This window comes from Rossellomorea arthrocnemi (assembly GCF_904424705.1).
GTDB lineage: Bacteria > Bacillota > Bacilli > Bacillales > Bacillaceae_B > Rossellomorea > Rossellomorea arthrocnemi.
The window spans coordinates 50990-72017 of record NZ_CAJGBF010000016.1; the positions used below are offsets into that span (position 1 = coordinate 50990).

Annotated in this window: 28 protein-coding genes; 16 read left to right on the forward strand and 12 right to left on the reverse strand. The window is 42.0% G+C overall.

The window, feature by feature from the left end:
- The first annotated feature begins 168 nt into the window (after positions 1–168).
- The 4 genes from BAA9072_RS18040 (at position 169) to BAA9072_RS18055 (ending at position 5509) form a co-directional block, all read left to right on the forward strand.
- The gene (locus BAA9072_RS18040; RefSeq protein WP_201716078.1) at positions 169–2220 is read left to right on the forward strand and encodes a catalase; all 2052 of its coding nucleotides are present in this window, start codon (positions 169–171) and stop codon (positions 2218–2220) included.
- Positions 2221–2411: 191 nt separating this feature from the next.
- Positions 2412–2570: a hypothetical protein gene (locus BAA9072_RS18045; RefSeq protein WP_201716079.1), complete on the forward strand. Its 159-nt coding sequence runs from the start codon at positions 2412–2414 to the stop codon at positions 2568–2570.
- Between the two features lie 100 nt (positions 2571–2670).
- Positions 2671–3084, forward strand: a complete 414-nt coding sequence (locus BAA9072_RS18050) for a hypothetical protein (protein ID WP_201716080.1) — start codon at positions 2671–2673, stop codon at positions 3082–3084.
- A gap of 301 nt (positions 3085–3385) precedes the next feature.
- On the forward strand, positions 3386–5509 hold the full coding sequence (locus BAA9072_RS18055) for an ATP-dependent Clp protease ATP-binding subunit (RefSeq protein ID WP_201716081.1): 2124 nt from the start codon (positions 3386–3388) through the stop codon (positions 5507–5509).
- A 141-nt stretch (positions 5510–5650) separates the two neighbouring features.
- Here the strand turns inward: BAA9072_RS18055 and BAA9072_RS18060 are convergent, their stop codons facing one another.
- Together BAA9072_RS18060 and BAA9072_RS18065 are read right to left on the reverse strand one after the other, a co-directional pair.
- Positions 5651–6163 carry a CBO0543 family protein gene (locus BAA9072_RS18060; protein ID WP_201716082.1) on the reverse strand — a complete coding sequence of 171 codons (513 nt, stop codon included), beginning with the start codon at positions 6161–6163 and terminating at the stop codon, positions 5651–5653.
- A 111-nt stretch (positions 6164–6274) separates the two neighbouring features.
- The gene (locus BAA9072_RS18065; RefSeq protein ID WP_201716083.1) at positions 6275–7018 is read right to left on the reverse strand and encodes a Cof-type HAD-IIB family hydrolase; all 744 of its coding nucleotides are present in this window, start codon (positions 7016–7018) and stop codon (positions 6275–6277) included.
- A 161-nt stretch (positions 7019–7179) separates the two neighbouring features.
- On the opposite strand from BAA9072_RS18065, the gene BAA9072_RS18070 reads away from it, so the two are divergent.
- Entirely contained in the window at positions 7180–7542 is a 363-nt protein-coding gene (locus BAA9072_RS18070; RefSeq protein ID WP_201716084.1) for an MGMT family protein, read from the forward strand.
- On the opposite strand, the gene BAA9072_RS18075 is transcribed toward BAA9072_RS18070, so the two are convergent.
- Positions 7510–7692: a hypothetical protein gene (locus BAA9072_RS18075; RefSeq protein WP_201716085.1), complete on the reverse strand. Its 183-nt coding sequence runs from the start codon at positions 7690–7692 to the stop codon at positions 7510–7512. The two genes, BAA9072_RS18070 and BAA9072_RS18075, sit on opposite strands and share 33 nt — an antisense overlap.
- Before the next feature lie 65 nt (positions 7693–7757).
- On the reverse strand, positions 7758–9380 hold the full coding sequence (locus BAA9072_RS18080) for an ABC1 kinase family protein (RefSeq protein WP_201716086.1): 1623 nt from the start codon (positions 9378–9380) through the stop codon (positions 7758–7760).
- 477 nt (positions 9381–9857) lie between these two features.
- Here BAA9072_RS18080 and BAA9072_RS18085 point away from each other — a divergent pair, with 477 nt between their 5' ends.
- The gene (locus BAA9072_RS18085; protein WP_201716087.1) at positions 9858–10358 is read left to right on the forward strand and encodes a DoxX family protein; all 501 of its coding nucleotides are present in this window, start codon (positions 9858–9860) and stop codon (positions 10356–10358) included.
- A gap of 100 nt (positions 10359–10458) precedes the next feature.
- Here BAA9072_RS18085 and BAA9072_RS18090 read toward each other — a convergent pair whose 3' ends face one another.
- The 3 genes from BAA9072_RS18090 to BAA9072_RS18100 all read right to left on the reverse strand — a co-directional run bounded on the left by BAA9072_RS18090 (position 10459) and on the right by BAA9072_RS18100 (position 11851).
- Positions 10459–10644, reverse strand: coding sequence for a YfhD family protein (locus BAA9072_RS18090; protein ID WP_201716088.1), 186 nt, complete (start codon positions 10642–10644; stop codon positions 10459–10461).
- A gap of 104 nt (positions 10645–10748) precedes the next feature.
- On the reverse strand, positions 10749–10874 hold the full coding sequence (locus tag BAA9072_RS18095; protein ID WP_201716089.1) for a YfhE family protein: 126 nt from the start codon (positions 10872–10874) through the stop codon (positions 10749–10751).
- Between the two features lie 71 nt (positions 10875–10945).
- A complete protein-coding gene (locus tag BAA9072_RS18100) occupies positions 10946–11851 on the reverse strand; it encodes a TIGR01777 family oxidoreductase (protein WP_201716121.1) in 906 nt (301 codons plus the stop codon).
- Between the two features lie 92 nt (positions 11852–11943).
- On the opposite strand from BAA9072_RS18100, the gene recX reads away from it, so the two are divergent.
- On the forward strand, positions 11944–12750 hold the full coding sequence (gene recX / locus BAA9072_RS18105) for a recombination regulator RecX (RefSeq protein ID WP_201716090.1): 807 nt from the start codon (positions 11944–11946) through the stop codon (positions 12748–12750).
- Between the two features lie 22 nt (positions 12751–12772).
- Positions 12773–13186 (forward strand): hypothetical protein, encoded by a 414-nt coding sequence (locus BAA9072_RS18110; protein ID WP_201716091.1) that lies wholly within the window; start codon positions 12773–12775, stop codon positions 13184–13186.
- Between the two features lie 46 nt (positions 13187–13232).
- Here BAA9072_RS18110 and BAA9072_RS18115 read toward each other — a convergent pair whose 3' ends face one another.
- Entirely contained in the window at positions 13233–14036 is an 804-nt protein-coding gene (locus tag BAA9072_RS18115) for an SDR family NAD(P)-dependent oxidoreductase (RefSeq protein ID WP_230980933.1), read from the reverse strand.
- A 336-nt stretch (positions 14037–14372) separates the two neighbouring features.
- Here BAA9072_RS18115 and BAA9072_RS18120 point away from each other — a divergent pair, with 336 nt between their 5' ends.
- A complete protein-coding gene (locus BAA9072_RS18120; protein ID WP_201716092.1) occupies positions 14373–14699 on the forward strand; it encodes a YfhH family protein in 327 nt (108 codons plus the stop codon).
- A gap of 37 nt (positions 14700–14736) precedes the next feature.
- On the opposite strand, the gene BAA9072_RS18125 is transcribed toward BAA9072_RS18120, so the two are convergent.
- A complete protein-coding gene (locus BAA9072_RS18125; protein ID WP_201716093.1) occupies positions 14737–14895 on the reverse strand; it encodes a YpzG family protein in 159 nt (52 codons plus the stop codon).
- 31 nt (positions 14896–14926) lie between these two features.
- Positions 14927–15091, reverse strand: coding sequence for a small, acid-soluble spore protein K (locus BAA9072_RS18130; RefSeq protein WP_201716094.1), 165 nt, complete (start codon positions 15089–15091; stop codon positions 14927–14929).
- A 151-nt stretch (positions 15092–15242) separates the two neighbouring features.
- Between BAA9072_RS18130 and BAA9072_RS18135 the strand changes: the two genes are divergently transcribed.
- Positions 15243–15515: a YfhJ family protein gene (locus tag BAA9072_RS18135; RefSeq protein WP_201716095.1), complete on the forward strand. Its 273-nt coding sequence runs from the start codon at positions 15243–15245 to the stop codon at positions 15513–15515.
- Positions 15516–15558: 43 nt separating this feature from the next.
- On the opposite strand, the gene BAA9072_RS18140 is transcribed toward BAA9072_RS18135, so the two are convergent.
- Complete coding sequence (locus tag BAA9072_RS18140; RefSeq protein WP_201716096.1) at positions 15559–16545, reverse strand: metal-dependent hydrolase; 987 nt, start codon at positions 16543–16545, stop codon at positions 15559–15561.
- Between the two features lie 87 nt (positions 16546–16632).
- On the opposite strand from BAA9072_RS18140, the gene BAA9072_RS18145 reads away from it, so the two are divergent.
- Positions 16633–16941, forward strand: a complete 309-nt coding sequence (locus BAA9072_RS18145; protein ID WP_201716097.1) for a hypothetical protein — start codon at positions 16633–16635, stop codon at positions 16939–16941.
- A gap of 49 nt (positions 16942–16990) precedes the next feature.
- Positions 16991–18097 (forward strand): A/G-specific adenine glycosylase, encoded by a 1107-nt coding sequence (gene mutY, locus BAA9072_RS18150; RefSeq protein ID WP_201716098.1) that lies wholly within the window; start codon positions 16991–16993, stop codon positions 18095–18097.
- 39 nt (positions 18098–18136) lie between these two features.
- Here mutY and BAA9072_RS18155 read toward each other — a convergent pair whose 3' ends face one another.
- A complete protein-coding gene (locus BAA9072_RS18155; RefSeq protein WP_034762579.1) occupies positions 18137–18361 on the reverse strand; it encodes a hypothetical protein in 225 nt (74 codons plus the stop codon).
- Positions 18362–18466: 105 nt separating this feature from the next.
- On the opposite strand from BAA9072_RS18155, the gene fabL reads away from it, so the two are divergent.
- The 4 genes from fabL to ntdP all read left to right on the forward strand — a co-directional run bounded on the left by fabL (position 18467) and on the right by ntdP (position 20903).
- Positions 18467–19210 (forward strand): enoyl-[acyl-carrier-protein] reductase FabL, encoded by a 744-nt coding sequence (gene fabL, locus BAA9072_RS18160; RefSeq protein WP_201716099.1) that lies wholly within the window; start codon positions 18467–18469, stop codon positions 19208–19210.
- A gap of 76 nt (positions 19211–19286) precedes the next feature.
- On the forward strand, positions 19287–19487 hold the full coding sequence (locus BAA9072_RS18165) for a gamma-type small acid-soluble spore protein (RefSeq protein ID WP_201716100.1): 201 nt from the start codon (positions 19287–19289) through the stop codon (positions 19485–19487).
- A 396-nt stretch (positions 19488–19883) separates the two neighbouring features.
- Positions 19884–20144 (forward strand): YgaB family protein, encoded by a 261-nt coding sequence (locus BAA9072_RS18170; protein WP_201716123.1) that lies wholly within the window; start codon positions 19884–19886, stop codon positions 20142–20144.
- A 228-nt stretch (positions 20145–20372) separates the two neighbouring features.
- A complete protein-coding gene (gene ntdP / locus BAA9072_RS18175; RefSeq protein WP_034762875.1) occupies positions 20373–20903 on the forward strand; it encodes a nucleoside tri-diphosphate phosphatase in 531 nt (176 codons plus the stop codon).
- Positions 20904–21028: the final 125 nt, after the last annotated feature.

The following is a 21028-nucleotide window of genomic DNA, read 5'->3' on the forward strand; positions in this document are numbered from 1 at the left end:
GGTTCAGTTTAACAGAACAATGTTACGCAGTAAAGTTGTTTTTAAAGAATTCTTCAAATGGACACTCTTTAAACTTTCCAATAAATGTTTAGAACAATCCATTACGGGTACTATTGAAACAGAATGTTTTACATAGAAACATTAATAACTATAGAGAGGGATGAAATAATGGGAGACGATCGTCGCACGAAGGTTAATGGGAAAAGCAAAGATGAACAGCTTGAACAATATAGAGTGAAAGACGAAGGGAAGCATCTTACAACCAATCAGGGGTTGAAGGTATCAGAGGATGAGTTTTCGTTGAAAGCGGGAGAGCGTGGCCCTACGTTAATGGAGGATTTCCACTTCCGTGAGAAGATGACTCACTTCGACCATGAACGGATTCCTGAACGGATTGTCCATGCACGCGGTTTCGCGGCCCATGGGGAGTTCGAACTCTATGACTCTATGAAAGAATATACCAGGGCGGGATTTCTTCAGGACACATCAAAGAAGACCCCCGTTTTTGTCCGTTTCTCCACTGTAGCTGGATCAAAGGGTTCAGGTGAGACGGTACGTGATGCACGTGGATTTGCTACGAAATTCTATACGGAAGAAGGCAATTATGATCTTGTGGGAAACAATATCCCTGTTTTCTTCATTCAGGATGCGATTAAATTCCCGGATCTTGTTCATGCGCTTAAACCTGAACCACATAATGAAATGCCTCAGGCCGCTTCAGCCCACGACACGTTCTGGGATTTTGTAGCGAACAATCAGGAGTCGGCTCATATGGTCATGTGGGCCATGTCCGATCGGGCGATTCCTCGCAGCTTCCGTATGATGGAAGGCTTTGGTGTCCATACATTCCGACTGGTGAATGAAGAGGGTAAAGCCCATTTTGTGAAATTCCACTGGAAACCGGTACTGGGCACACATTCCCTCGTTTGGGATGAGGCCCAGAAGATCAACGGGAAAGACCCTGATTTCCACCGTCGTGACTTATACGAATCCATAGAAAATGGTGAATTTCCTGAGTATGAGTTGGGAATCCAGCTCATTAAAGAAGAGGATGAGTTTAATTTTGACTTTGATGTTCTTGATCCAACCAAACTATGGCCGGAAGAAGAAGTCCCGGTGAAGATTGTTGGGAAAATGACCTTGAATCGGAATGTGGACAATGTATTTGCCGAAACGGAGCAAGCTGCTTTCCACCCGGGGTCCGTAGTGCCTGGAATTGACTTCTCTAATGATCCGTTATTACAAGGCAGATTATTCTCATATACAGATACACAATTGATTCGTCTCGGAGGTCCGAACTTCCATGAACTTCCGATAAATAGACCGGTGTGTCCATTCCATAATAATCAGCGTGATGGACACAGCAGGCATACAATCAATAAGGGGCAGGTTAGCTATCATAACAACTCGCTTGCTCACAATACACCTGCTCCTGCGAACCAGGAAGAAGGGGGATACACTCATTTTCAGGAGAAAATGGAAGGGCGCAAGGTACGGGCAAGAAGTGAAAGTTTCAAAGATCATTTCTCACAAGCGACCATGTTCTGGAATAGCATGAGTGAGCCTGAGAAAGAGCATATCGTTCAAGCTTTCAGCTTCGAACTGGGGAAAGTAAAGAGCAAATCGGTGCAGAAGCAGGTTGTTGAGATGTTTTCACACGTCAGCATGGACCTGGCGAAAGGATTTGCGGAAGCGATAAATATAGAAGTACCTGAGGGGAAAGGGTCGAAGGTAACCAAATCCTCAAAAGCCCTAAGTCAGGAAAACACAATTAAAGAACCCGCCACCCGTAAAGTGGGCGTCATCATTGGACACGGCTTTAAGGGGGAAGAAGTGAACAGTGTTCTTTCTGCTCTTAAAGAAGAAGGCATCAAGCCAGAAATCATCAGTGACAAACTTGGGATGCGTAAAGGAGTTGACGGTGTAGAATTTGAAGTTGACCATACATTCTTAACAGGAGAATCGGTCTTATTCGACAGCCTTTATGTTGTTGGTGGGAAGAATACAGACAGAAAGTTCTCTCAAGATACGGCCTATTTTGTGAAAGAAGCATATTCTCACTTTAAGCCGATAGGTGCCACACATGAAGGGATCAATTGGCTGGAAGATGAAGGAGTGACCGGTCCCGGTATTGTAACGGGAAAAGACATGAGGTCATTTGCCCAGGAATTCGCAACAGCCATCGCTGCACATCGCCATTGGGATCGTGAGTTGGTATAAGTAATAAGAATAAGGATTGTTCTTTTAAGGAAGAAAATGCTAGACCCGTTCATTCGGGTCTAGCATTTTTTATGGGATAAAAAGCCCTTTTTACTAGCAAATAGACGATTGTATCATTCGAAACTAGTAATACGTACATAAGATACCATGTAAAGTGCTTTACAAGTACTGAATAAGTGAGGTGATTATGGATGGGTGCCAGTCATTCTCATGACGACTTTGATTTTTTTAGCTTGCTATTAGTTCTATTAATTGTAGCATTTCTAGTTTTGCTTGCAATTAATCCTCTAGCAGCATTGATTGTAGGAATTGCTATTCTGGTTCTACTTGCCGTTGATGCTATTAGCTAAAAGGTGCTTGAAAGATTGATCATTCCTTGAAGATGAGTAGAATCTCGTTTTCAAGGAATACCATTACATTGACATTTGCGAAGAGATGGAGGGGAAATCAATGAGTGAAAAAAATAATCCACTAGAAGGACTTATGGATTTAATCAACCAATACACAAAAGAAGATGCGAGTAAACTAAACCTGGAATCAGCAAAGGATGCATTAAGTTCTTTATTAAATGAGGATCGCTTAAAGGAGCTATTAAAATCTCAAGGGAATACATCCCTGGATGCACTTGGTTCACTTGGAAACTTAGGTTCGATGGCAAACATGATGAATGCATTGCCTATGGTTGAGAAGGTGGTGAATCAGCGTATGAATAAATCTAAGAATGATGGCTGTAAAAAAGACAATCATCATGACATCAAAGAACTATTAGAAGATATTCTGGAAGAATTAAAAGAGATTAAAAAATGTACATGCCATAAAAAGAAGCATGGTTGTTACAATGATTACTGGGAGCACTTGTATTAATAGAGGGAAGCTGGCGTAAAGCCGGCTTTTTTATTTGTGTCTGAAGAATTCAATAAATCAATTGCTTGATTTGTCCCTCCTATTCCTCCTATATTCTTCAATCAACAGGGAATCATGAACTCCCCTATAGTAAAAATTCCCATAAGCAAAAATGTTGAAAGTCAAAAAAGGTCAAAGTATACTATGTTCATAAGGTCAAATAAAGTCAAAGTCAAACATAGTCAAAGTTAAATTTGACCTTCATAAAATAGCAAATATCAAACCAAAGTATATATAACAGGACAATAGGAGGTCATGTTTAATGAAATGCCAAGTATGTCAACATAATCAAGCAACGGTTGAAGTGTATACGCAAGTGAATGGTCATAAGTCCAGTTTGAAGATGTGTTCAGCTTGCTTTCAAAAGCAGCAAACGCCTTCTGGTATACAGGGAGGATTCCCATTTGATGAATTGTTTAAAGGCATGAATATGAGTGGAGGCACACAACATCCCAATCAACCGCCTTCTCCTGAAACGAAGGACGGAAATGCAGGTAATGGCATGATTGATCAATTCGGTCGAAATATCACAGGAGCTGCCAAAGCAGGATTGATCGACCCCGTCATCGGACGGGAAAAGGAAGTGGAGCGGGTCATTGAGATCTTAAATCGACGCAATAAAAACAATCCGGTACTGATTGGTGAGCCCGGTGTAGGGAAAACAGCCATTGCGGAAGGACTGGCACGGAAAATCGTATCCGGCGATGTGCCATCAAAATTATTAAATAAAGAAGTATATGTATTGGATGTTGCGTCTTTAACAGCTGGTACAGGAGTGCGTGGATCATTCGAAGAGCGGTTGAAAGGCATCATCAATGAGTTAGAGCGGCGTGAGAACGTAATGTTGTTCATTGATGAGATCCATCAATTAGTGGGAGCCGGTTCTGCAGAAGGTTCCATGGATGCCGGGAATATACTAAAACCTGCCCTCGCCCGTGGTGAACTTCAAGTGATTGGGGCAACCACACTTAAGGAGTATCGTCAAATTGAAAAAGACGCGGCACTTGAACGTCGTTTTCAACCGGTGATGGTCAATGAACCTACACCGGAAGAAGCTGTTGAAATCCTCATAGGCTTAAAAGATCGATATGAAGATTATCATGGGGTGGAATATACGGAGGGGGCCATCGAGGCTTGTGTGAAGTTGTCCCACCGTTATATCCAGGACCGATTCCTGCCGGATAAAGCGATTGATCTGATGGATGAGGCAGGTTCAAAAGTGAACCTTTTGTCAGAAGGCAATGATAACACTTCCATCCATCAAAAATTGAATGCTGTGCGATTGAAGAAAGAACAGGCAACTAAGGAAGAGGACTATGAGCAGGCAGCGATACTCCGGGATCAGGAAGCGGACTTGGAGAAAATGCTCGGACAGGATTCCTCTGAATCGAAAGCCCTCGTAGAAAAAGAATTGATTCAGACAATCATAGAAGGCAAAACAGGTATCCCGGTTGGGAAGCTTCATAGTGATGATCGTAAGCGGATGAAGTTACTTGAAGAAAACCTTTCTCATAAAGTGATTGGCCAGGGAGAAGCAGTAAAAAAAGTGGCGAAAGCAATTCGACGCAGCCGCGCAGGGTTAAAGGCGAAACATCGTCCGATTGGTACATTCCTATTCGTAGGTCCAACGGGAGTAGGGAAAACAGAACTAACGAAAACACTGGCAGAAGAGTTGTTTGGATCCAAAGATTCCATGCTTCGATTGGATATGAGTGAGTATATGGAAAAACACTCTGTGTCTAAACTGATCGGTTCCCCTCCTGGCTATGTAGGGCATGAAGATTCCGGACAACTTACGGAAAAAGTGAGAAGAAACCCATATTCCATCATACTCTTGGATGAAATCGAAAAAGCTCATCCTGATGTTCAGCATATGTTCCTGCAAATCCTTGAAGACGGTCGTCTTACCGATAGTCAGGGTAGGACGGTCAGCTTCAAAGAGACTGTGATCATTATGACAAGTAATGCAGCAGTGGCGGACAAGAAAGAAGCCGTGGTCGGTTTTGACACCGGCGGAACAGATGCAATTAAAGAAACGAATATTCTTCAATCACTGGGTGCTTACTTTAAACCGGAATTCCTGAATCGCTTTGACAGTATCATTGAATTCGAATCTCTTGAAAAAGAAGAGCTGTTGCAAATTCTTGACCTGATGCTGGATGAGTTGCAGGTAGAACTGAAAGAACAGGGGTTTAGCGTAACAATCGACGGAAAAGCAAAGCATAAGCTCGTTGAACTGGGATACCATCCTGAATTTGGTGCACGTCCATTACGCCGTGTGATCCAGGAAAGAGTGGAAGATAAGATCGCCGATATTCTCCTGGATGAAGAAGATGTAAAGGAATTAATCGTGTCTGTTGAAAATGATGAAATTATCGTGAAATAAATGGAAAAGAAGCATCCTGTTGGGTGCTTCTTTTCCTACTCTTTGCGCTTCAAAAAGGCGATATAAATGGCCATTATTATATAAACGCCCAGAACCAGAATAATAAAAACTGGTGTAGAAAAAGAAGTCATCGAAACACCCTCACTTTAAATCATGGAAAGATGGATGGAAAAGTAATAACAGGATGCCAATGATGGGAACAGATATGATCAGGGCAAGGAGCGGTTTTTTATGATGTAACCCCAAAATGGAAAACATGATGATATTAAATATGGCAGACCAGCCTAAGTTCCAGCCATTTTCGTATAGAAACAGCCCCTTTTTATGAAATAAGTATTCCAGAAACGTAAAGTAGGCAATCCAGCTCGAAACATAAAGAAATTTCTTTTTCCGGTAGGGAAAATAGCGAAGATAGATCATAATCACGACAGGAATGATGAAAAAGGTGAAAACAAGGTCAATTAATGTATGATTCAACCAATCCACTGTCACCGCTTTATACTCCCATAATGTATGATTATAAAAAATTACGTTATAGGAAAGGTTGCAGATAATATAATATTGAACGGTTGGGTAATAGTCTTTCCACCGTTTCCAATCAATAAAGAACTTTGCGAAAAGTAAATAAACTACGATTACTAGAAATAGATACATATTGGGTTACAATCCTTATTTTTTCCTTAGTATAGACGTAACGGAAAAGGAATAGACCCAATAATGGAGAAAGTGCCTGATTCTCTAACGAATCAGGCACTTATCAACTGTTTAGTTCATTTCCTTCAGAACTTTATCGATTGCTTGAGCGACTCCATGATCAGTATTAATCCCTGTTACCCAATCAGCTGCTTCTTTTACTGCTTCTTGAGCGTTGCCCATGGCCACACCGAAACCTGCTTCACGGATCATGGCGATGTCATTCATACTGTCCCCGACTGCCATGACTTGATTCATTGACAGGTCCAGCCATTTACACACCTTCACTAATGCAGCGGCTTTATTGACCCCGGCAGGATTGATTTCGATGTTGGTCGGTGATGAATTGGTAATTTCAAATGCTTCATTCTTCACCAGTTCGTCCATCATGACTTTGCGGACCTCATCATCCTGGATATCGAAGCCGAACTTCAGCCAATTATAGGTTTCGATGTCCTGATCAAAAGGTTTTTTGCTATTGAATAATCCTTGGGAAGTGGAAGACCAGAAGTATACTTCATGTTCTTCCTTCAATGCCCAAAGCTGCTTCACAAGGTCAATATCCAGAGGGAGACTGTCTACGAGATTGTATTCTTGATCGTAGATCTCCCCGCCATTCACGGTAATAAGATAAGATGAACGGCCGAGCTCATCTGAGATGTCCCGGCATGTGAAAAGGGAGCGGCCGGTACTTAACACGACATGAATCCCTTTTTCCTTTGCTCGTTGAATGGCTTGAGCGTTTTCCGGTGATACTTCTCCTTCATGGTTGACGAGAGTCCCATCCATATCCAGTGCAATCAGTTTAATATCCATTTTCCTATCACGTCCTTCTATTCATTCATATACAGTTTAATATATCGGGAGCAAATCTTCTAGGAACCCGACTTGATGAAGGTATTAATTCCTATGCTCGGGACTTCGTATTACAATAGGGGTAGTACACAATTGAGAGGAAAAAGGGAAGGTGAACATCCATGAAGCCGTTTACCGAACGAGCAGTAAAGATCATAAAGCATATCCCTCCTGGAAAGGTCATGACGTACGGTCAAATCGCTGGGCTAGCAGGTAGTCCAAGGGCGGCAAGGCAGGTCGTGCGGATTCTTCATTCCATGAGTGAGAAGTACAGTTTGCCGTGGTACAGGGTATTGAACAGTAGGGGTGAAATCGGCTTTCGGGATGAGGAGCAGATGTTGACGCAAAGGCTTTTCTTGGAAGCGGAAGGGGTTCATTTTATTGATGAAAACCGCATTGATCTGGGGGAATATCAATATGAGGTTGAATCGGGATGGGAATATATTGAAGTTTCAATCAAAAAAGCCAAAAACAATGGAAAATAAAAACATTAGGGCCGTGAATCCAATAATTACATAACCAATGATCCGTATCCCCAATGGGAGACTGCCCATTTCGGGTTTAATCATGGGTGCTCCTTCGATTTTTGACATATGTTCGGTCACATCATTAAACGGTTCTTTACGATTTGTCATAGTATCCCTCCTATTTAAATTCTACTATAAAAAAGGTAACCTTTTCATGGGTTACCTTTTTACAATTAAAGCAGCTGGCCATTCTTCAATTTCTTCAACCAGCTTTTTTGTTTTGTGGAAATAATCCAATACACGAATAAACCAAACACCCCAAGTCCAACACTTCCTTGCCAAATGAACGTCATGCTGAATCCGAGTCCTGTAAACCCGCCAACGCACCCTAATAGCAGGATGGTAAATGCCTGTTTCTTTTGAGTCTCGAAAATCTCAAATTGAAACTCATTTTGTTGATGAATATCCTTTTGTTCAAGTGATCTTTCTGGCATATCAAGCAGTTGTCGTGCTTTTTGAACGGTCTGAAAGAGTGGTTGGGCGCTGACCCATTTCATAAGAAGCTCCCATTTGTTCGTGTTACTATCCTTCACCCAATCCAAAAAGGCGGGCTTTACGGCATCTAGGGTTTCTTCATCTGGACTGAGGGTATGGACAAGTCCTTCGATGGTCGCAAATGAGCGTCCCAAAAAGATAAAGCGGGTCGGAACCTGCACGGGAAGTGATTTCACCATATCGTTGATTTCTTTCTTTACAGAAATCAGATCCATTTGTTTGAACTGCTCCATATCGAGAGTGATAAATTCCTTCAACACAGGCTCAATCGTTTTCGGACTTGCGTCTGGAAGCAGGAACCCTAATTCAGCCAAAGCCTCCGATGCTTTTCGGAAATTCTTTAAAAGGACTCCTTCTAGAAGATCTTGAAAATGTGCAGAATCTCTTTTCGAAATTTCCCCGATCATACCGTAGTCCAAAAGAACGAAGGTGCCATTCGGCTGAAGAAGGATATTTCCTGCATGCGGGTCGGCATGGAAGATTCCCGGCTCAAGCCACTGGGGGAGGAAGAGACGGAATAATTCTTGTGCCAGCTTCTGCCCGTCCAGTCCATACAAATTTAACGCTTCCCTGTCATTCAGTCGAACACCATCAACCCACTCCATGACCAATACTTTATCTGTACAGAGTTCAGGGTACATAGCGGGGATTTTCACATTAGTATGATCTTCAAACCGCTGTTTAAATGAAATGGCTGTGCTCATTTCCTTTGAAAAGTCGAGCTCCTGTTCAATGACCTGCTTCAATTCCTTATATAGCATCTTAAAATCAATGAACCCTTTTGGCATGGGTGCGAAATGCCGGGCAAACCAGATAATGATGGACAAAGTTCGGAAATCCGTCTTAACGAGTGAAGGAATTTCCGGGCGTTGTACCTTAATGGCCAACTGTGTCCCATCCAGCAGTGTCGCTTTGTACACTTCCCCAATGGAAGCGGAAGCGATGGCCTCATGATCAATGTCTTTAACCTTGGAAGAAACGGAGCCATCCCACTCCCGTTCAAGAACCGCTTCAATCTTCTCCCATGGTGAAGGAGGAACATGATCAACTAAATCTTGAATTTGATTAATGAATCCTTTCGGAAGCAGATCCTCACGTATACTTAATAGTTGTCCAACCTTGATCAACACCCCATTTAATTCAAAAAGAGTGTCTTTGAATTCTTTTCCGATTTGTTCCCAAAGCTTTTCCTTCTCCCAATGGGACTTACCACGCAGTCGGTACCAATAGACCCTCACGACAATCGATAAGGCCAATGATAATACTTTCCACATTCTCCACAGCTTGTTTTCTGACTTCATTGTTTCATCCCCCGTAAACGGATATCTATCTCTATTATGTAATACGAGTGAGAAATAAGAAAGTTTCTGTTTTTAGCAATATCACAAAAGGAAAAGGATATCTCAGAGGGATGTACGGTATTTAAATTTTAGCATGAGGAAAGGGATCATTAGTTAATAAATGAACCTGATAGGTTAAGGGTGGCCATTTAAAGAAATACCCCTGAAATCAGCAGTTGAAATGAACGAAAAATTCAGCTGCTGATTTTCGTTTTACACTCAGCAGCTTATTTAACGAGAATACAACGATTTTGACATCTTTGTGAACGGCTTGATAGCCTATTGTATTAAGCGTGGAGAAGAGGTATATTATAAGTGTAAAGAACATGTGAAGCATTTCACAAACATCCCGGTTCTATATCTTACACACAAAGTCCCTTACACACCATTATTTGTGAAAAGTTTCACAAATATACATCTAAAAGGAGCTGATCCATCATGAGATGGTGGGAAAATCAAAAGGTGAGCGTAATCTGGACAGTGTTGAGAATTTGGTTGGGCGCTCAGTGGCTCGAGGCAGGGTGGCATAAGATAAACGATGGTTTTGATGCAAGCGGCTTTTTGCAAGGGGCATTGGTTAAAGCGACAGGTGATCATCCAGCTGTACAAGGTTGGTACGCAGAATTTCTGAAAGGATTTGCTTTGCCGAACGTAGAACTGTTCAATGCAATGATACCATGGGGTGAAATTTTGGTGGGAGCTGGCTTAATAGTTGGTTTCATGACAATACCGACGCTCCTTGCAGGTGCTTTTATGAACCTGAATTTCTTATTGGCAGGAACTGTCAGCACAAATCCTGTCCTTTACACAGTAGCCATCATCCTTCTTGTTGCAGGAAGAGGTGCTTACTATTGGGGAGCTGACCATTGGATGATTCCGTACGTGAAGCAGATCATCACTCAACATGGTAAGAAGCATAAAAATGAAATTGTTGTGTAAATGAAATTATTGGGATAAGTAAAAGCCCCTTGCTACCACAGCAAGGGGCTTTTCTAAAGCTGAATTCCTCAGGGCCTATTTTTTAACTGACGGGTTTGTACTATTGGTTTTTCTTCACTCTTGTGCGTTGGTTTGCAGCATTTGCACGAGCTTGTGCTTCCATGTCAGCCTGGTCGGCAAGTTCTGTTGAGAACTCTTCGTCAACACCATCAGATTTGAGCTGAGCGGGTGTTTGTGGCAGACTGTTTTTATTTCCTCTTTTACTATGGCCGCGTGATCTTCCCAATATAAACATCCCCTTTTGGTTAAAAAGTAAAGGTACAGATTCCGGTTGGAACCTGTACCTTTATCTTGCTTCAAAGTAAGCAATTTTAGTCCGGCAATAATTGACTATCTATGGGATTTTGAACTGAAGCCGCCTGCACGGTCGGCTGCTTTGAACTCCCTTGAATACGTTACTTCCTGAGCGCTTGAGAGAACCGACTTAGTTTTGTCTTTCTTTTTCTTACTATCCATTCGTATGTACATCCCTTCTATTTAAGAATAGTTCTATTTTTGCCTTGAAAAGGGAGGGACATACCTGTGAATTAATGATAGATGTCGATCAAAGCACTTCGTAATTCAGGGTATTCGAATTGAAATCCATGCTCAGACAGCACACTCGGTAAAACTTTTTGTCCTTCCAACACAAGGGTACTCATTTCACCCATTGCTACTTTTAAAGCGAGTGAAGGGACTGGTATCCAGTGCGGTCTTCCAAGGACGGCCCCGAGAGATTTCCCGAATTCTTTCATAGTGACGGGTGACGGGGCTGTGACATTCACGGGTCCTGAAATGCCTTCTGTTTCTGCAATGAATTTCACGGCTCTGGCAATATCTTTTATATGGACCCAAGACATCCATTGTTCACCTGAACCAACTGTTCCCCCGACAAACATTTTATATGGGAGTGCAATTTTGGGAAGTGCGCCCTCTTCTTGGCCGAGTATGATTCCGAAGCGGGAGTACGCTACACGTATGCCTAACTGGCTGGCTTTTTCCGCTTCCTTTTCCCATATTTGAACGGTTTCCCCTAAGAAATTATCGGCCATTTCCGTAGATGCTTCCGTATACGTATTTGTTTTGGAAGAAGGGTAATAGCCGATTGCACTCGCGTTGATTAGGGTTGTTGGTTTCTCTTTCAGTACCTTTATGATATTGATGACTTCCCCAGTTGAGTTGATCCGGCTATTGATGATGCGTTTCTTACGTTCGTCAGTCCAGCGTCCGCTATTGATGGATTCACCTGCAAGATTAATAACAGCGTGTATTCCTTCGAGCTTCGCTTCGGGTCTTGCACCATCTGACAGCCATTTCACATATGTTACACCTTGTCGTGCCCCGTATTTATCCGGATTTCGCGTAAGGATTATTACTTCATGCTGGTGTTCTAGCAGTTCCTCTGTCAGTGCCTGACCGACAAAACCTGTTCCGCCTGTTATGGCAATCTTCATCATCATCCCCTCCAGTTATACTTATTATTTTACCTATCTTCAGAATAAAAAACATATGTTGAATGTGTTAGGATTAAGGTGAGGTGGAAAATATGGGTAAGATTACGAAAATAACGAAGCAAGTGAAGAACGATGAGCGTTATAACTTATTTATAGATGGGAAATATTCCTTCAGTGTCGATGAAGCGGTTCTTGCTAAGTTTCAGCTCAGAAAAGGGCTAGAGGTGGATGAACTTGAAATTTCAGAGCTTCAATATGAAGATGATGTAAAAAAAGCTTTCAACAAAGCCATTCAGTATTTAGCTTATCGGATGAGAACGGAAAAGGAAATACGTGATCATTTACAAGAAGGGGACCCGGAGGATGGAGTCATCCAGGAAGTGATTCATAAATTGAATGAAATCAAATACATCAATGATCTAGAATTCGCACATGCGTTTGTCGGTACTCAAATGAATACCGCTGACAAGGGACCGACCTGGATTCGCGGCGAATTAAGAAGAAAGGGTGTAGGGGATTCTCATATAGAAGAGGCACTTACCGCTTTTACACAAGAAAAGCAGGTAGACAAAGCGGTCGCTTTGACAGAAAAGCTCCTTCATAAGTATCGTAAAGATTCAAAGATGATCGCCAAGCAAAAGATTGAACAGAACCTGGTGAGGAAAGGGTATCCGGGTTCTGTCATGAAAATCGTATGGGAAACCGTTGAATCTGATAGGGATGACGATGAGAGGTGGGATGCCGTTTACCACCAGGGTTTAAAGGCTCATAGAAAGCTGAGTGCAAAGCATGATGGATATGAGTATATCCAGAAGATGAAACAAACCTTATATCGAAAAGGTTTTTCCATTGAAGACATCGAAAGGTTATTGGAAGAATTAAAAGAAAACGAAGAGTGATAATGTGTAATGGGGGAATTCAGTGGAGATATTTGTTCTTTTGTTCGTTGTTATTACGTTGCCACTTATCATTAGAACTAGTAGAAAATTCAAGCTCTATGCTGGTGGAATAGTAATTGGTACTGCCCTTTTATTTCTCATCGGTGAATTGATTATTAAAATGCAAACGGACTTCTTTTCATTAGACAGGCAGGAGTGGAACAATCAGGGATATGCTGAGGTTATGGGGAAATGGGTCGTTCCCTTTTTTCTTTTGGGAGCGGCAATCTTCATGGTGCTTGTCAATATCAGAATGATACAGCAGTTTCTAAAACGAAAGGATGGCATCCGTTGGGTCTGGATTGCTTTTGTAGTGGTCATAGATGTGTTTGCATTGTTTTTAGTTCCTATGCTTTTATTTTTTGTGGCCTTTATGTTTTTTCCGTTTGCTCCTTAAATCAAAAGGCAGTCTTCGTTTACCGAAGACTGCCTTTTGAGGTTTATTATTTTGATTCGATAACGATTTCATCTTTTTTCTGATATTCAGATACGATCATCTCCGCCACTTCTCTGGGAGAACGAAGTCGTGAACGATCGTTAACATGGTCACTATTATCCCAGAATGGAGTATTCATCCCACCCATATAGGCGTTAACAATACGAAGGTTGGAGTCTTCAAATTCTTTTTGGAGGCTTTCCCCAAACCCTCTCAGAGCGAACTTGCTTGCTACGTACAGTGATTCATTTTTCTTGCCTCTTAGACCGGCCGTAGAAATGATGTTAATGATGGTGCTGTCCTGCTGCAGTTTAGGCAGAAGTACCTTTGTAAGCCGGATTGGCCCAAGTGCATTTGTTTCGAACATGCTTACTAATTCATCGTCATTTGACTCATTGAACGGACCAAAGTGGCCGACACCTGCGTTATGTATGAGTAGTTGAATGTTACGGTTGTGGAGATAATGTTCACCAAGATGCTCAATGTCATCCTTTGAACGTATGTCCAAAGTGGTAAAGGATGCTTCGCCACCTGTATTTTCAATTTCAACTGCTGCTTCTTTTAACGTGTCTTCCGTACGTCCAAGCAGGAAGATATGAAAGCCTTGTTTGCTGAGAAGTTTGCCTAATTCTTTCCCGAGGCCAGAGCCTCCGCCTGTGATTATGGCTGTTTTCATATTGAATCCATCCTTTCTTATGCTTGTCGGGTCTGACCAAGCCGCTTTCGCTTTTGTTTGTCCAGCTCCAGCGGCTAGCCCCTCGAGGTCATAAGCCGTGATGGCCAAAAAGGCAAAGAGCGCCTTTCCGGCCATCCCGTCTTATGCTTGTCGGGGCTGACCAGCCGCTTCCGCTTTTGTTTGTCCAGCTGCGACTCCTAGTCCCTCGAGGTCACTTTTGAAGAATCCCATAAGGCAAAGAGCGCCTTTTGGGATTCTCCAAAAGTGCTTGTCGGGCCTGACCAGTCGTCTCCGCTTTTCTTTGTCCAGCTGCGGGGCTTAGAGGCTCGAGGTCATAAGGCAAGCCCACCAAAAAGGCAAAGAGCGCCTTTCCGGTGGACTTGCCTTATGCTTGTCGCCTCTGGGCAAAGCCCCTCCGCTTTTCTTATTGTATCATTTTCTCTATACTACTATTAGTAGAGGTGATGAGGAATGGAACAAGAGAGAAGATATAGTGAGATGACGAAGCATGAGTTGAAGCAGGAGATTGCTTCGTTAAAGGAGAAAGCCAGGAAAGCCGAACAGCTGGGGATTGTAAATGAGTTTGCCGTATTGGAGCGGAAAGCTCTTATGGCACAGTCATATTTAATGGATCCTGATAGCTATAAGCCTGGTGGGATCTACGCGATAGAAGGGGATCCGGGTACATATTTCAAAGTGGACTACTTAAATGGAGTATTCGCTTGGGGATATCGCTTGGGTGGCGATGGAAAAGAAGAAGCCCTTCCTATCTCCCTTTTAGCCGGAGAAAAGAAATAAGGAAGAGGTCCGTCAAAAGGGACGGACCTCGGAAGGTCTAGGAACGCTTACGTGTTTGGTTCTCTAGAATGATTAAGTCTTGAGTTTGTGTGGTTTGTCCATTTGCCTGTGAATGGGCATGCTTCGGGTTGTAGAATGCCTTGTTAAATGGACTGTTGTACTTATTTCGGTAGAAGTTGTTTTTCATGTTTGCCATCGTGACTACCCCCTAATCAAATTTCACTGTATTAAAGTGAGTCGTGATTTCTTTGTCCAGAAGATTTCATTCGTTCTTGAGGATGGGTATTGATGGTGCCGTTAGCCCTTTTAGATGCATATTCCGCTTTTGCTCTCGGTTCACCTTCGAATTTATTGTTGTTCATATTGGGGAACCCTGTCGATTTATTTCGCATAATGTGCCTCCTAAAAGGTGAAATTTACTGACTCATACCGTGAAGAAGCAAAGGCTCACAACTAAGCTTAACCACGTACCTATAGTATGGGTGAAATGACCGACATTATCATAAAAGCACGGACTAAATATATGGAAAAGGAGGAGACAAAATGGAGTCAACATTCCACGAATTAACACAATTGTTAATTGAAAAAAATAATAAGCTTTCGTATGAAAAAGCGAGAACCTGGATCGAACTTGTCTGGGAGGACTTTGAAGCAACATACGCGAAGGCGGGTTACGATTACAAAGGAAAAGTAGTAACCGAAAAAGTCGTTCGCCAATGGGTCAATACATATGGTGAACAAATTCATGAATTTGCTGCACAAAATCCAAAATACAAGCATCTGATTGAAGAAAATAAAAATGATTTGCTCCATTAAAAAATGAGGGACGGACCTTCCAAAGGTCCGTCCCTCACTATCGTTAATCGATTAATATGTCGATGTCGACTTTTGTGCGAAGTTTTTCTTCGCTGAAGACCCACCCTGTGTAGGAGCTGACAATGTTGAGATCTTTATCCAGCTGTACCAGGGCGACGAATGGGTAGTGTCCATTATTTCGATAACGGAGATCGATGAAGCGTACTTCATAATGATCATCATATTCATCCAGTTCCCAACGGTAAACCGGGGAAAAGGAGAGAAAGGCGGCCAGGTTTTTATCTTTCCTGGCGGCATGGATGACCGGATTTTCCGGTATCTCCACCCGTTGGAATTTATCAAAAATGGTAATCGAACGTCTAAATGCCCGAGCGACATAATAATGCTCTTTCGTCACGATCGCCAGACGCCACTGGAAAAATCGGATCGTCGGGGAGATGATGATTTTCTCCGCTTGCGGTATTCGTCGCTTCACAGCATTTTTTACGGCATTTTGAACCTGAAACCTCAATACATAATAGGCAAATATCACAATGTACATGACCAAAAAGGTTTTTCCTGGAGGTAATCCAAGACCCCACAAAAGCAATCCAATTACATGTATACCGAATATAATCGTATCAAATGTGTTAATAACTCCTAAAGCGACCCATTTCGACGAGATTGGCCTGATGGCCTGTGTCCCGTATGCGTTGAAAATGTCGACAAATACATGGAGGAATACGGCTACAAATGTCCAAATCCATAAGTGTAGTAAATCTGCCCCGGGGAAAAACGGAAAAAGACAAGCGACAATTAATAGCGGCCAGAGAACAACCGCAGGCAGACTATGGGTAATCCCACGGTGATGACGAATATAAACCGCATTACTACGTAATTTCAATACGGTATCGATGTCAGGTATCTGAGAGCCGATAACTGCTGCAACTAACACACTTTGAGAAGTGGCAGCACTTTCAGCAACAACGGGATCCAATGTAGCTAAGCCCCCAAGAGCGAAGCCCATGACGATATGAGTGCCTGTATCCAAAAGTAGTCCTCCCTTGGCTCGAATTTCTAAGGTTTGTTTATGACTAATCATTGGTAAACATGATATGGTTAAAAGGAGATTATTTCAATGAAAAACAATGTTCACATTTACATGGAATATGAAATAAAGCAGAATTTTAAGCCTCAATATAAGCAAATTATGACCAATATCAGAGAGACATTACCACATTATGGTGCCTTCAATATCAATTGGGAAAAAGCTGAAGACGATTCGAACCGCTATATCGAATCCTTTCTGGTCCCGACCGAATCCCATTTTCATGTGTTAAAACGTTTGAGAATGTCCCGTCGTCATTTATTATTCGGATTATTGGACGAATGTATTTGTGGTGGATTACAAGATATAAACCTTGTTTGCCTAAAAACAGAGCTTTAATTATTTATTCCCTATTCAATGTAACATTTAACATCCTGGAGGTACAAAATTGAAAGAAGAACCATTGAAACACCTACAGACCATTAACCGTGAGGAATTTCAAAAAGATTTAATTTCATGGTTTTCAAGAGAACAACGCAATCTGCCGTGGAGGAAGGATCAAGATCCATACAAAGTGTGGGTGTCGGAGATCATGCTCCAACAAACGAGAGTGGACACGGTTATACCTTATTTTAACCGATTTATCGAGAAATTTCCTACCATAGATGCTCTGGCTACTGCAGACGAAGAAGATGTTCTGAAGGCATGGGAAGGCCTCGGCTATTATTCCAGAGTCAGAAATCTGCAGACTGCCGTGAAAGAAGTAAACGAAAAGTATGAGGGAATTGTACCGGATACTCCGAAAGAAATTTCTTCTTTAAAAGGAGTGGGTCCCTACACCGCGGGGGCAATATTAAGTATTGCTTACAGTAAACCTGAGCCTGCTGTGGACGGAAATGTGATGAGGGTATTTTCACGCATCCTATCCATATGGCTTGATATAGCAAAGCCTTCATCTAGAAAAGTGTTTGAAGAAGCAGTAAGGAACCTGATTTCAATGGAAAATCCTTCTTTTTTCAATCAGGCATTAATGGAACTTGGTGCCTTGATCTGTACACCGACATCACCCTCCTGCCTGCTTTGTCCTGTACGTGAGCACTGCCAGGCTTTTGAAGAAGGTGTACAAACTGAACTTCCCATTAAATCGAAGAAAAAATCGGCCCGTAAACTTAATATGGGAGCTGCAGTTTTGTTCACCGAAGATGATCGGGTCGTGATCCACAAACGCCCTAGTAAAGGTCTGCTTGCTAATTTGTGGGAATTCCCTAATTTTGAAGTGGGGAATACAAGCAGTGGAAGGAAGCAATTGCTTCATCTCATGGAAGAAGAATACAATGTGGATTGCGCATTAAAGGCTGGGGTTGTGACAAAAATTCAGCATATATTTTCTCATATCGTTTGGGATATAGAGGTGTATGTTGGATCTGTGGACAGTATCACAATAGAGGGAAGCGGTCTGATAGCTGTTACCATTGAAGAAATGGAGAAGTATGCTTTCCCAGTTTCACACCAAAAAATCTGGCAGGAAACAGGAGAAGGGATTTTACTGAAGTAGAAAGGAGCAGCGGGACACGCTGCTCCTTTCATCATCACTTCAGTCGTAACTAATCTTGGTACCATGAGTATAATCGGCTTCGCCACGCTTCAATCCACCACGGTTTTCAATTTCTTCGACAATTTCCCGATGAATCGATTGTCCTTCTGCATTCAAATAAGGTACTATTTGTTGTAGTGAATGATGAAAGAATGCAAGTTCGCTTTTCTTCCATTCATCTTTCGGAATCATTGAAAGCTCGGTCATATCTCTGCCTACATACATTACTCATTCCTCCATTTAAACTGAGATGCTTTTATTAGTTTGCATGTTCGGGGTCTCATTATACTTTGGACCAATTGGAAAATGAAATTGAAAGGATGAAGAAACATGAGTCAAAAAGTAGCATTAGTAACAGGAAGCAGCCGCGGTCTTGGAAGGGAAATCGCCATCCAGCTTGCAGAAAAAGGATACGATATCGTCGTCAACTATGCCCGTAGTAAAAAAGGTGCCCTTGAGACGGCTGAACAAGTAGAAAAGCTTGGCCGTAAAGCATTTGTAGTCCGTGCGAATGTCGGTGACGTCGATAAGATCAAATCCATGTTTGAACAGATCAAGGAAGAGTTCGGCAGGTTAGATGTATTAGTAAGCAACGCGGCTTCCGGTGTCTTGCGTCCAGTCATGGAGCTTGAGGAATCTCATTGGGATTGGACGATGAATATTAACAGTAAAGCATTATTATTCTGCGCACAGGAAGCAGCTAAATTGATGGATAACGGTGGACGTATTGTAAGCATCAGCTCTTTGGGATCCATCCGTTATTTGGATAATTACACGACAGTGGGTGTTTCAAAGGCTGCCGTGGAAGCATTGACTCGTTATCTTGCGGTTGAACTTGCACCTCGTGACATTATTGTAAACGCCGTTTCCGGTGGTGCAATCGATACCGATGCACTGAAGCATTTCCCTAACCGTGAAGAGCTTCTGGAAGATGCACGCAGTAAAACACCTGCGGGACGCATGGTGGAAATTGATGATCTTGTAAAGTCAGTCATGTTCCTCGTTTCAGACGATTCTTCCATGATCAGAGGTCAAACCATCATCGTTGATGGTGGTCGTTCCCTACTTGTTTAATGGAATGTATTTCCTTAAAATTGTAGAATAGAGAAATCCACGCTTGGTTATCTTAATAAGCGTGGAGGTGATTACAATGGCAAAACAACCAAACAAAACTCAATCTGGTACAAGTGTTCAACACGTGAAACAACAAAACGCTCAATCTGCAGGTGCACAGCAACAATTCGGTACTGAGTTCGCTTCAGAAACATCTGCACAACAAGTGAAGAAACAAAACCAACAAGCAGAAGCTAACAAAGCGAAAGCTTCTGGTAAATACGGTCAACAACAATAATTTCATTGTTCTTGACAGAGAAAGCACCCATTCAGTTGGGTGCTTTTTCATTTTGCTTCATTTAAGGATTATGAAAGCTTGCTCAGGGGATTATTAGTACCTTCTAGTGACTAAAATACCCTTGTAAAGATGCACTAGAGTGAGGGGATTGCGTCGTTTTGGATGTTGATTGCGTCGTTTTTAAAATAATTGCGTCATTTTCTGTTTTATTGCGTCATTCTAGGTGAGAATTGCGTCATTTAACAAATATTGGAATAGTCTTTTTCGAACCGGAACCTCAGCTTTCAAAATACACCTCGACAAAACTTTCACGATTATGACAGAAATAGTCAAAGGGTTTGTGATCAGAAGGGAGAATGTTTTAGGAGAGCTTGTTTAGAGGAGTTGGTTGAAGTGATGCAGCAGCGTTTTAATGAGTTGGTTACAGAGCAATTAGAGACAATGGATAAGTTGTTATTTCTTCAGTCTGAGATAGAACGTTGTCAGGAGTTGGAGGGAGAATTGATTGAGCTTCAGGAAATGACAAAGGTTGAATCGCTTCAAAAGGAAATCCGTTCAAAGAAAAAAGAGCTTAGGGAGATTCAACAGATTTTCCAAAGGAAAACAGATCAAGTCATCCTTTCTTATCAGAAGGAACAAAGTAGTGTCACATCGTAAAATGAAATAATGTTGTAAGGCACTTCACAAATCGCTTGAAACATTTGAAATGCCACACTAGGCAGTAAATTCAATATAAAATCTCATTTTTCAACTGAAAAGGGCCATTCTTAAAGGATATTTTCTTTAAGAATAGCCCTTTTGTTTTAAATTTTCTGAGGAAACGTTATAATGATAAAATAGACAAGCATATATAAAGGTAATTTTGAAATGAAAGAAGGGGATACGATGGCGGTTCCCACTGAAGGAAAATCTGTACAAATACATAGCTTTAAGCATGATGGAAACATTCACCGCATATGGAATGAGACGACGGTCCTTAAAGGAACAACGAATCAGATTATAGGCGGAAATGACCGGACAATGGTGACGGAGTCAGACGGAAGGACGTGGATGACCCGGGAGCCGGCCATTTGCTATTTTCATTCTGAGCTATGGTTCAACATTATTTGTATGATTCGTGAGGACGGTATTTATTATTATTGTAATTTAAGCTCACCTTTTGTATATGATCATGAGGCAATCAAGTATATCGATTACGACTTGGATATAAAAGTGTTTCCTGATATGACATATACACTACTCGATGAAGATGAGTATGAAGCTCATCGGAAACTATACGGTTACCCGGATGTGATTGATCACATCCTTAAGCGGAATGTTGACAAGCTTGTACGCTGGATCCGACAAAGAAAAGGGCCGTTTGCCCCGGACTTTATTGATATTTGGTACGAGCGTTATCTGACCCACAGGGGGTAACAGGGCTTTATAAATTGTATAGGTTTCAAAGGGCTGACCCAGTAAGGAGCAACCTTCTCATTTCCGGCTGTGTTTGGACTTGAGGAGGGACAGTGCTGCGTTCCATACAGGGTCATCCCTTTTTG

What these genes read in the sequence shown, in the direction of transcription:
- BAA9072_RS18040 (WP_201716078.1), top strand. Translation starts at nt 169, where the DNA reads ATGGGAGACGATCGTCGCACGAAGGTTAATGGGAAAAGCAAAGATGAA.
- BAA9072_RS18045 (WP_201716079.1), top strand. Translation starts at nt 2,412, where the DNA reads ATGGGTGCCAGTCATTCTCATGACGACTTTGATTTTTTTAGCTTGCTA.
- BAA9072_RS18050 (WP_201716080.1), top strand. Translation starts at nt 2,671, where the DNA reads ATGAGTGAAAAAAATAATCCACTAGAAGGACTTATGGATTTAATCAAC.
- BAA9072_RS18055 (WP_201716081.1), top strand. Translation starts at nt 3,386, where the DNA reads ATGAAATGCCAAGTATGTCAACATAATCAAGCAACGGTTGAAGTGTAT.
- BAA9072_RS18060 (WP_201716082.1), bottom strand. Translation starts at nt 6,163, where the DNA reads ATGTATCTATTTCTAGTAATCGTAGTTTATTTACTTTTCGCAAAGTTC.
- BAA9072_RS18065 (WP_201716083.1), bottom strand. Translation starts at nt 7,018, where the DNA reads ATGGATATTAAACTGATTGCACTGGATATGGATGGGACTCTCGTCAAC.
- BAA9072_RS18070 (WP_201716084.1), top strand. Translation starts at nt 7,180, where the DNA reads ATGAAGCCGTTTACCGAACGAGCAGTAAAGATCATAAAGCATATCCCT.
- BAA9072_RS18075 (WP_201716085.1), bottom strand. Translation starts at nt 7,692, where the DNA reads ATGACAAATCGTAAAGAACCGTTTAATGATGTGACCGAACATATGTCA.
- BAA9072_RS18080 (WP_201716086.1), bottom strand. Translation starts at nt 9,380, where the DNA reads ATGAAGTCAGAAAACAAGCTGTGGAGAATGTGGAAAGTATTATCATTG.
- BAA9072_RS18085 (WP_201716087.1), top strand. Translation starts at nt 9,858, where the DNA reads ATGAGATGGTGGGAAAATCAAAAGGTGAGCGTAATCTGGACAGTGTTG.
- BAA9072_RS18095 (WP_201716089.1), bottom strand. Translation starts at nt 10,874, where the DNA reads ATGGATAGTAAGAAAAAGAAAGACAAAACTAAGTCGGTTCTCTCAAGC.
- BAA9072_RS18100 (WP_201716121.1), bottom strand. Translation starts at nt 11,851, where the DNA reads ATGAAGATTGCCATAACAGGCGGAACAGGTTTTGTCGGTCAGGCACTG.
- recX (WP_201716090.1), top strand. Translation starts at nt 11,944, where the DNA reads ATGGGTAAGATTACGAAAATAACGAAGCAAGTGAAGAACGATGAGCGT.
- BAA9072_RS18115 (WP_230980933.1), bottom strand. Translation starts at nt 14,036, where the DNA reads ATGGCCGGAAAGGCGCTCTTTGCCTTTTTGGCCATCACGGCTTATGAC.
- BAA9072_RS18120 (WP_201716092.1), top strand. Translation starts at nt 14,373, where the DNA reads ATGGAACAAGAGAGAAGATATAGTGAGATGACGAAGCATGAGTTGAAG.
- BAA9072_RS18125 (WP_201716093.1), bottom strand. Translation starts at nt 14,895, where the DNA reads ATGGCAAACATGAAAAACAACTTCTACCGAAATAAGTACAACAGTCCA.
- BAA9072_RS18130 (WP_201716094.1), bottom strand. Translation starts at nt 15,091, where the DNA reads ATGCGAAATAAATCGACAGGGTTCCCCAATATGAACAACAATAAATTC.
- BAA9072_RS18135 (WP_201716095.1), top strand. Translation starts at nt 15,243, where the DNA reads ATGGAGTCAACATTCCACGAATTAACACAATTGTTAATTGAAAAAAAT.
- BAA9072_RS18145 (WP_201716097.1), top strand. Translation starts at nt 16,633, where the DNA reads ATGAAAAACAATGTTCACATTTACATGGAATATGAAATAAAGCAGAAT.
- BAA9072_RS18155 (WP_034762579.1), bottom strand. Translation starts at nt 18,361, where the DNA reads ATGTATGTAGGCAGAGATATGACCGAGCTTTCAATGATTCCGAAAGAT.
- fabL (WP_201716099.1), top strand. Translation starts at nt 18,467, where the DNA reads ATGAGTCAAAAAGTAGCATTAGTAACAGGAAGCAGCCGCGGTCTTGGA.
- BAA9072_RS18165 (WP_201716100.1), top strand. Translation starts at nt 19,287, where the DNA reads ATGGCAAAACAACCAAACAAAACTCAATCTGGTACAAGTGTTCAACAC.
- BAA9072_RS18170 (WP_201716123.1), top strand. Translation starts at nt 19,884, where the DNA reads ATGCAGCAGCGTTTTAATGAGTTGGTTACAGAGCAATTAGAGACAATG.
- ntdP (WP_034762875.1), top strand. Translation starts at nt 20,373, where the DNA reads ATGGCGGTTCCCACTGAAGGAAAATCTGTACAAATACATAGCTTTAAG.